Here is a 6,909-nt window from a genome sequence, read left to right as displayed (position 1 = left end):
GAGAATAAGTCCGATGTTATTTAACCAGATAGCGATGCAGATCTCTAAGGCAGAAATTTGGCGGATCAGCAACAAGTCCAAAGTTAATTTTGGTTTTTTGCGAGTCCAGTTTTCTAATTTATCTGACTTAAAAGTCAAAAAAAAATCCGAAAAAATAAACTAGGTGGAAATTTACGGACTGCATTGCATTAGCATTGGTTTAAGGTTGTGCTTTGCACGCTCAGAGAATAAGTCCGACGTTGTATAGAAAACTTGCAACGGCTATCTCTAAGGCTCTAATTTGGCTTATAAGAGAGAAATCCAGCATTGCGAAATACTTTGAGTTCTAACGTAACAAACTTTGGTTTTAAAAAATCGGTAAAATTAAAGATGATAGCGTTGAGATTTGCGTGCGCACTGAATGGTTGCTAACGGTTTTGTATAAGAAACGTAGGCCATGAGATAAGCACTATCGTTTCGGTTTGTAACTTAGTTAATATAAATATTTTGCTTTTATTTTTCAGATAAATATTAAATTTTATATTTAGCGGACTTTATAAATAAAGACAGATCTTGGGAGTTAATAAAAATGCCCTATGTTTTTTTACATTTTTGCAGCCACTGATTTTTTAGTTCTAGATTTTAATAGTTAACAATATTTCTATTACTTAAGTCAAATGGAAGTATTGACTTTAAATTCCTCTTGAATATTATGTAATATTTTTTGATAACTTTTAGCTTCTAAGTTATTTCGGTCTGCAAAATCCGTGTAAGTAAAAAGAGCTCTTTTTAGTTCGTTTTGAATAATAGAATGATTTCCCTGACTTTCTTTTGTTAAAAATAAAAAATAATAGATAACCCTTTGTAACATTTTTTCGCCTTTTTCAATTTCACCCATTGCTTCATGAGTATAAGCAATATTGTTACATGATATGGCAAATATTTGCTTGTATGGAATACTTAAATTAATAGCTTTAAATCTATTATCATACAAAACTTCTGCTCTAAATAAAGATTCTTCATAAACTATAAGCGCTTTTTTGAAATTACCTTCATTAAAAAATTGATTTGCTGAATTTGTTTTTTCTTTCCAACCAGATTCGACATATTGTATGCAAGATTCACTCATGATTTTTTTGTTTAATTTTTAAAATAACTTTTCCCTTTATCATACTAGGCTTAACTAGTCCGATAGATTGACTATTTGTACTCAGAGGGTAAATGCCTTTTACATAGTATCCAGTCTTGTTTTTTTGATAAATTTCTTTAATTAAATATCCATATGTGTCATGTTTAAAGGTAATTACATCTCCTATCTTTAGATTTACCAATCTTGGAGTTATTGATATGATATAATCACCTTCCGAATATGAAGGAGACATGCTATATCCTTTTATTATGGAAAGTTTTAACATTATAATTCTGGATAAATTACGGCCAATGCAGGCGGGTAAGGACAAACAGATTTTTTAGTAGCAATACCTTTTATTTCCCAAAATATCTCTGCAAAACGATTCACTTTTTCAAGTAATTGTAAAGCAGCATCTTTATTTACTTCTTGTCTTGCCTTAGAGCCAAGCAGCATGATACTATGGGTCAATTCATGTAATTCGGGATATTTTGCAAATTGTGGTGCCTTAAAAAAATCACCCCAAATGATGCGTATTTCGTGTTTAACAATAGCGGCATGACGTTCTTTTTCGGCAATATACCTACTTACTTCATTATGCCAATCCACTGAGTGTTTTACAGTACTATGGTCGTTAATTAAATCAGTCATACGAATTATTGTTAAAGATCCTATAATTGCATGACCAGGATCATATATACCACAAGGTATGTCACAATGTGCCTGCACTTCTTTTACATGTGTAATTTTTTTTACAACGTTTAAAATACTATAAAGCATGATTTTTGTTTTTTTTTAATTGTTTTTTAGTGAAAATTATTGAAATTATAATAAAAGTGATCGCCAAAATCGAAGTAATTCCAAAACTTATAGATTCAGTCATGTGAATATGAGATATGGATTTATGACCAGTATGAGCCGTAGCAGCTTCTATTCCTAATAAGGAAAAAGTAAGTGTAAATATTATTTTTTTCATATAGCTAAATATTTGTTTTATAATACAAATATAATAAGTTAGATTAGACTAACAAATATGTTTCATCATATTTATTATATTTACATTTTAATTTATAATATGCCAACACAAGCAAAAGAGAATTATCTTAAAGCTATTTACCTTCTAAGTCGAGAAAGCATTGATGTTTCTATTACAGAGTTGTCAAAAAAGATGTGTGTGAGTAAGCCTACTTCCAATAATATGGTGAAGAAAATGGAAGAGAGAGGTTGGTTATTATATGAAAAATATAAACCTATAAAATTAACCACTAAAGGGGAAAAATTAGGTGCTCTAATTGTTAGGAAACATAGATTAACAGAAATGTTTTTATCTAAAGTAATGGGGTTCGGATGGGAAGAGGTACATGATATTGCAGAACAAGTTGAACATATTAGTTCAATTGTGTTTTTTGATAGGATGGATAAAATATTAGGATTCCCTACTTTAGACCCGCATGGTTCACCTATTCCAAATAGGGAAGGGGAAGTGCTGAAAGTTAATTATTTAAAATTAGGGAGCATTAAAGAAGGACAAAAAGTGAAATTGCGAGGATTAGAAAATAGTTCTAAAGATTTATTACTTTATTTAAACAAGAAAAGAATTAAGCTAGGAACAGTCTTATTAATACGGCATATAGAAACATTTGATAATAGTTTTGAAGTTTTGCTTGAAGATAATTCTACCATCGTTTTAACTTTTGATGTTTGTCAATCTCTTTTGGTTGAAGAAATTTGATTTTTTCGTTGGCTACAACGTTGTTATGTATGATTAGTTGCGTGTTTTAAGCAGTGAATTTAGTAAATAAAACACAAACCAAGAAAGTCCGTTTGGACTTTCGTAAATTGGCTAAAACCAGCAATTAATTATACACGGTGTTGGCAATCTGGCTTTTTTCAGTTCAATACTTTTTCAGAATCTTAATTATTTCCTCTTCGTCCTTTTCTAAATTTTTTGTATCAGTTGTATTTCCAAATAAAATATAACCAACTAAATTCTCTTTGTCAAAATAAACATAAGTCGATTGTCCAGCGTTTTCTCCGCTATGTCCAATCGTTTTAGAATAAACTTCCCAAAAAATTCCTGAATTAAATTTTTCATTTATTTGTTTAGTCAACATTTCTTTATAGCTATCTGAATTTAAAATATTATTCTTTCCAGAATATCCACTAATTATTGAAGACAGATAATTTCCAAAATCCACAACATTGGTTACAAAACTTCCGTCTGGATATCCTATTTCTTTAAATTCGGGTAATGGTATTTCATTTCCATAGAGAATTGATTTATTATTTGATTCGTTAGAATCAAATAACCAGCTAGAATTATTCATTTCCAAAGGTTCTAATATTTGTTTTTGAACAAAGTCATAATACTTTTCTCCTGTAGCTTTTTCAATTATGAACGCAACAATAGATGCATTATTATTGCAGTAATTGTATTCTGTTCCTATATTATCCTTTGAGAAATTATTTTTCTTATACCAAATACCACTTGAATCGTAAATATTTTTAAGAAAATCAATTAATGGAATTTCTTTGTTTTTATCACACTTTCTGCACCAATTATTTGAAAAATATTTTTTAGTTTTTTTTGGAAGTTCACAAAAGTCAGACTTGAAAATCACAGTTTTTGAGTAACTACGAGAATCTCTTAAACTTGAAGAATGTGTAGCCAGATTTCGAATAGTTATTTTACTATTTGGAAAATAAGGATTGATAATTTTAAATGGTAAATAATCATTTATATCATCATCCAAATTGAGTTTTCCCATTTCTTGTGCTTTCATTAAAGCAACTCCTGCCAAAGTTTTAGAAATAGAAGCAATTGGCTGTACTGTATTTTTTGTGTAGAGTTTCTTTTTCTCTTTGTTAGAATAACCAAAACCTTTTGCATATAAAACACTATCTCGATTAACAATGGCGACTGAAAATCCGACAATTGAATTTTTGTCTGATAGTTCGGTAAATTCTTTTGTTAGTGATTCAGTCAGAAATTTTTCATTCGATTGAGCAATCGTGATGTTTGTAAAAAGTAAGAATGTCCAAATTAATAACTTCATTTTCTTGGTCTGTTTAGCTTGTTGCCAACGTGTTTGTGTATGGTTAGTTGCGTCGGCTAGAACTAAATTAGTAAAAGAAAACGAACCAGAGGGAAATCTGCTAAGATTTTCCGAGTACACACAGAACCAGCAATGAACTATACACCTTGTTGGCAGTAGTTTTTATTTGTTTTTTACTTTCTCAAATTTAACAGGTGAATGTTCCTTTATTAATTCGCCATTAACTAAAATTTCTTCAAAATATGCTTTTGCTCCAGTAGCAATATTCATATCTTCTACATTCTGAATATGAAAATGTAAATGTGGCTCTGTAGTATTACCCGAATTTCCACACAAACCTAGCAAATCACCTTGTTGGATTTTTTGCCCTTGTTTCACTTTTATAGAATGTTGTTTAAAATGTGCAAAGAACAAATATTCGTTGTTACTCGTTTTTATAATTACAGTATTCCCAGGTACATAATTAGGGTTTGTTATTCCAGGTTTGTTGTCTTTAACACCATCTACAACCATTACAACTTCGCCGCTTGCAGGAGCAATTAAGTCTTTACCAAAGGCATAATAATCTTCGTTGTTCTTCCCGTCGTTTTTATGGCTTTTTCCAGCTGCATTAGTAATAATCATATCGAATGCATTCTTTTGAGATTTGTAAGCAACATGGTAGTTTTGTTCTTTGGTGTCTCCACCCCAAAAAACCGTCCACTCCTCATTAAAAGGCAAAATTAACTTAGAAATATTCCTTTTAAGTTCGGGTAATTTCTCAGTAACATAGGGTTTTACCATCAAGCCATTAATCTTAGAATTTGCATCAACAGAAATAAACAATGCCACTACAACACGTTCAAAAGTTGTTTTGTAAAGCGCAACATTGGCTTGGGGATATTTCATAAATGTTCTTTCTTTTATATTACCAGCCTCAGTGTGTAATCCGTTTAAAAAAGCAAGTGCTTTATCATGTGGCATAAAGTCTTTCATCTCTTTAGCGAACATGGTAAAAACACCTTCGTAGTCCTTAGCATTATATTTTTTTTGAAATTCGTTAGCTACGGTCTTTGAAATAGTAGTTTCATTTTGTGCTACCGCGATATTTACCAGTAGAAATGTTAGTACAAATAATATATATATTTTCATTGTAGTTGTATTAATTTGAGTTGTTCAGTTGTTGCTGAATAACCTCGATGTTTTTTAAAATTGGCTGTACGTCTCTTTTAGCAGCTATTTTGTGGACCCAAATAACAAGGAGGTAAAAGATTCCTAGGCCGATTATCGTGCCTACTTTTGCGTTAACTGTTAGGGGGAGTAGGCTTTCTGCTATTTGATTGGTCCAATTATAATCAGCAGGATTCCGCAATCCGATAATAAATATAAGGTTTGTAATAAACGAAGGACCAGCATACCAATACCCTGCAGAATCTAATAGTTTTTGTTGGTGCTGCATGAGCTGTTTTTTATGAACTAATTGCTGTTTAAGCGGTAATGATAGATTCTCAGATGTATTTTGTTGATTTGATTTTCTAAATTTATATATCACATATACAAACCACAGAATAGATAAGAAACAAGAAAACTTGGTAATTGGAAACGGAATTTCATACGCAAAAAAGCTAAAAATTAGTATGCCAAATACAGAAGCAGAAATCTCTCTTACATCTCTTTTTCTAATCTTCTTTTGAATGTTTGTTATATTTGTGTCAAACTCTTGTACCAATCGATCAGTTTCAATGCTTATTCGAGCTGTTTTTGAAGAATTCTTCCAAATGTTTTTTAGTTCTTGTTCTAACATGTTAATTCATTTTTGGTGTAATACATTCAAATAATTTCTTTCGTATTCTCTTCATTTTTACGGCAATATGATTTTCTGATAATCCTGTAATCTCTGCAATCTCTTTGTATGATAACTCATCTAAATACAATACAATTATAGAGGTGTCACTTTCATTTAATGTAGCTATACATTCTTTTAAGTACTTATATTTCTCTTCTTCAAAATGATCAATTAATTCTGTAACTGGTGTAAAATGAATGGCATCAAGTCGTTCTGTTTTGTTATTACTTTTCTCAAATTTCATTTTTGAGCGTAAGCAAACATTAATCGCAATTTTATACACCCAAGTATCAATAGAAGACTTTCCTTTAAAATTGGGGAGCGATTTCCATATCTGAAAAATGACTTCCTGAAAAAGGTCCTCTGGTTCTATTGGAGTAGCCGCATAAATTCTACAAATTCTGTAAATTTTATGTTTGTTTTCCTCAAGAATCTGTTCAAAATTACTTCCCAAATTATTTCTCATTTCTTATTAGTACTATCTGTTCTTCGAAACTAGCGAAAAGTAAAGTTCAAAAAAATTTATTTCTGAACAGATTTCTCAAATCTCTTATCGAGTTAAAAAACAAATGTGAATTTTAGCTTACTTAACCTCCTTCTCTTTGATGTCTTTTTTTAATGACTTATTAGATGAAGATATTCGCAGGAATTCAATAAAAAATCCTGAAAGAAGAATATAAGTTATTTCCTTACTTGTATTTACCGAACTCAATGAACAGGCAAGTATTACAGCAGCCCAAACTACGCTGCTTATAATTTGATTTCTTGTTAGCATTCCATTTATTTTTTTTATGTTTTTCATTTTCTTAAAATTTAAATTATTGTCTCTATTATAGTTAGTGACAGCCTTTTTAAAAATATGACAGAAAATTGAAACTTTATTTTGGGGAGTATGCTATATTTAAATTATTGCCAACGTG

The 6,909-nt window shown here is 30.3% G+C and carries 10 protein-coding genes; 1 reads left to right on the top strand and 9 read right to left on the bottom strand.

What is annotated here, in order from left to right:
- Positions 1 to 652: 652 nt before the first annotated feature.
- The 4 genes from B2U95_RS10650 to B2U95_RS10635 are packed head-to-tail and all read right to left on the bottom strand — an operon-like array spanning position 653 to position 2,084.
- Positions 653 to 1,108 carry a tetratricopeptide repeat protein gene (locus tag B2U95_RS10650; protein ID WP_296316127.1) on the bottom strand — a complete coding sequence of 152 codons (456 nt, stop codon included), beginning with the start codon at positions 1,106 to 1,108 and terminating at the stop codon, positions 653 to 655.
- On the bottom strand, positions 1,101 to 1,394 hold the full coding sequence (locus B2U95_RS10645) for a S26 family signal peptidase (protein WP_296316123.1): 294 nt from the start codon (positions 1,392 to 1,394) through the stop codon (positions 1,101 to 1,103). The genes B2U95_RS10650 and B2U95_RS10645 overlap by 8 nt, the downstream gene beginning before the upstream one ends.
- The gene (gene sodN, locus B2U95_RS10640) at positions 1,394 to 1,888 is read right to left on the bottom strand and encodes a superoxide dismutase, Ni (protein WP_296316120.1); all 495 of its coding nucleotides are present in this window, start codon (positions 1,886 to 1,888) and stop codon (positions 1,394 to 1,396) included. The genes B2U95_RS10645 and sodN overlap by 1 nt, the downstream gene beginning before the upstream one ends.
- Positions 1,878 to 2,084, bottom strand: a complete 207-nt coding sequence (locus B2U95_RS10635) for a hypothetical protein (RefSeq protein WP_296316117.1) — start codon at positions 2,082 to 2,084, stop codon at positions 1,878 to 1,880. The genes sodN and B2U95_RS10635 overlap by 11 nt, the downstream gene beginning before the upstream one ends.
- Positions 2,085 to 2,183: 99 nt before the next feature.
- Here B2U95_RS10635 and B2U95_RS10630 point away from each other — a divergent pair, with 99 nt between their 5' ends.
- On the top strand, positions 2,184 to 2,840 hold the full coding sequence (locus B2U95_RS10630; RefSeq protein ID WP_296316115.1) for a metal-dependent transcriptional regulator: 657 nt from the start codon (positions 2,184 to 2,186) through the stop codon (positions 2,838 to 2,840).
- Between the two features lie 163 nt (positions 2,841 to 3,003).
- Here B2U95_RS10630 and B2U95_RS10625 read toward each other — a convergent pair whose 3' ends face one another.
- The 5 genes from B2U95_RS10625 to B2U95_RS10605 all read right to left on the bottom strand — a co-directional run bounded on the left by B2U95_RS10625 (position 3,004) and on the right by B2U95_RS10605 (position 6,791).
- A complete protein-coding gene (locus B2U95_RS10625; protein ID WP_296316112.1) occupies positions 3,004 to 4,164 on the bottom strand; it encodes a serine hydrolase domain-containing protein in 1,161 nt (386 codons plus the stop codon).
- 162 nt (positions 4,165 to 4,326) lie between these two features.
- Positions 4,327 to 5,295, bottom strand: a complete 969-nt coding sequence (locus B2U95_RS10620; protein WP_296316109.1) for a peptidoglycan DD-metalloendopeptidase family protein — start codon at positions 5,293 to 5,295, stop codon at positions 4,327 to 4,329.
- Between the two features lie 10 nt (positions 5,296 to 5,305).
- A complete protein-coding gene (locus B2U95_RS10615) occupies positions 5,306 to 5,947 on the bottom strand; it encodes a hypothetical protein (protein ID WP_296316107.1) in 642 nt (213 codons plus the stop codon).
- A gap of 1 nt (position 5,948) precedes the next feature.
- Positions 5,949 to 6,455 carry an RNA polymerase sigma factor gene (locus B2U95_RS10610; RefSeq protein WP_296316104.1) on the bottom strand — a complete coding sequence of 169 codons (507 nt, stop codon included), beginning with the start codon at positions 6,453 to 6,455 and terminating at the stop codon, positions 5,949 to 5,951.
- A 117-nt stretch (positions 6,456 to 6,572) separates the two neighbouring features.
- A complete protein-coding gene (locus B2U95_RS10605) occupies positions 6,573 to 6,791 on the bottom strand; it encodes a hypothetical protein (RefSeq protein WP_296316102.1) in 219 nt (72 codons plus the stop codon).
- Positions 6,792 to 6,909 lie beyond the last annotated feature (118 nt).

The organism is Winogradskyella sp. UBA3174 (assembly GCF_002364335.1).
GTDB lineage: Bacteria > Bacteroidota > Bacteroidia > Flavobacteriales > Flavobacteriaceae > Winogradskyella.
Note: the sequence above shows the minus strand (reverse complement) of the source record. Positions and strands in the feature narration are given on the sequence as shown.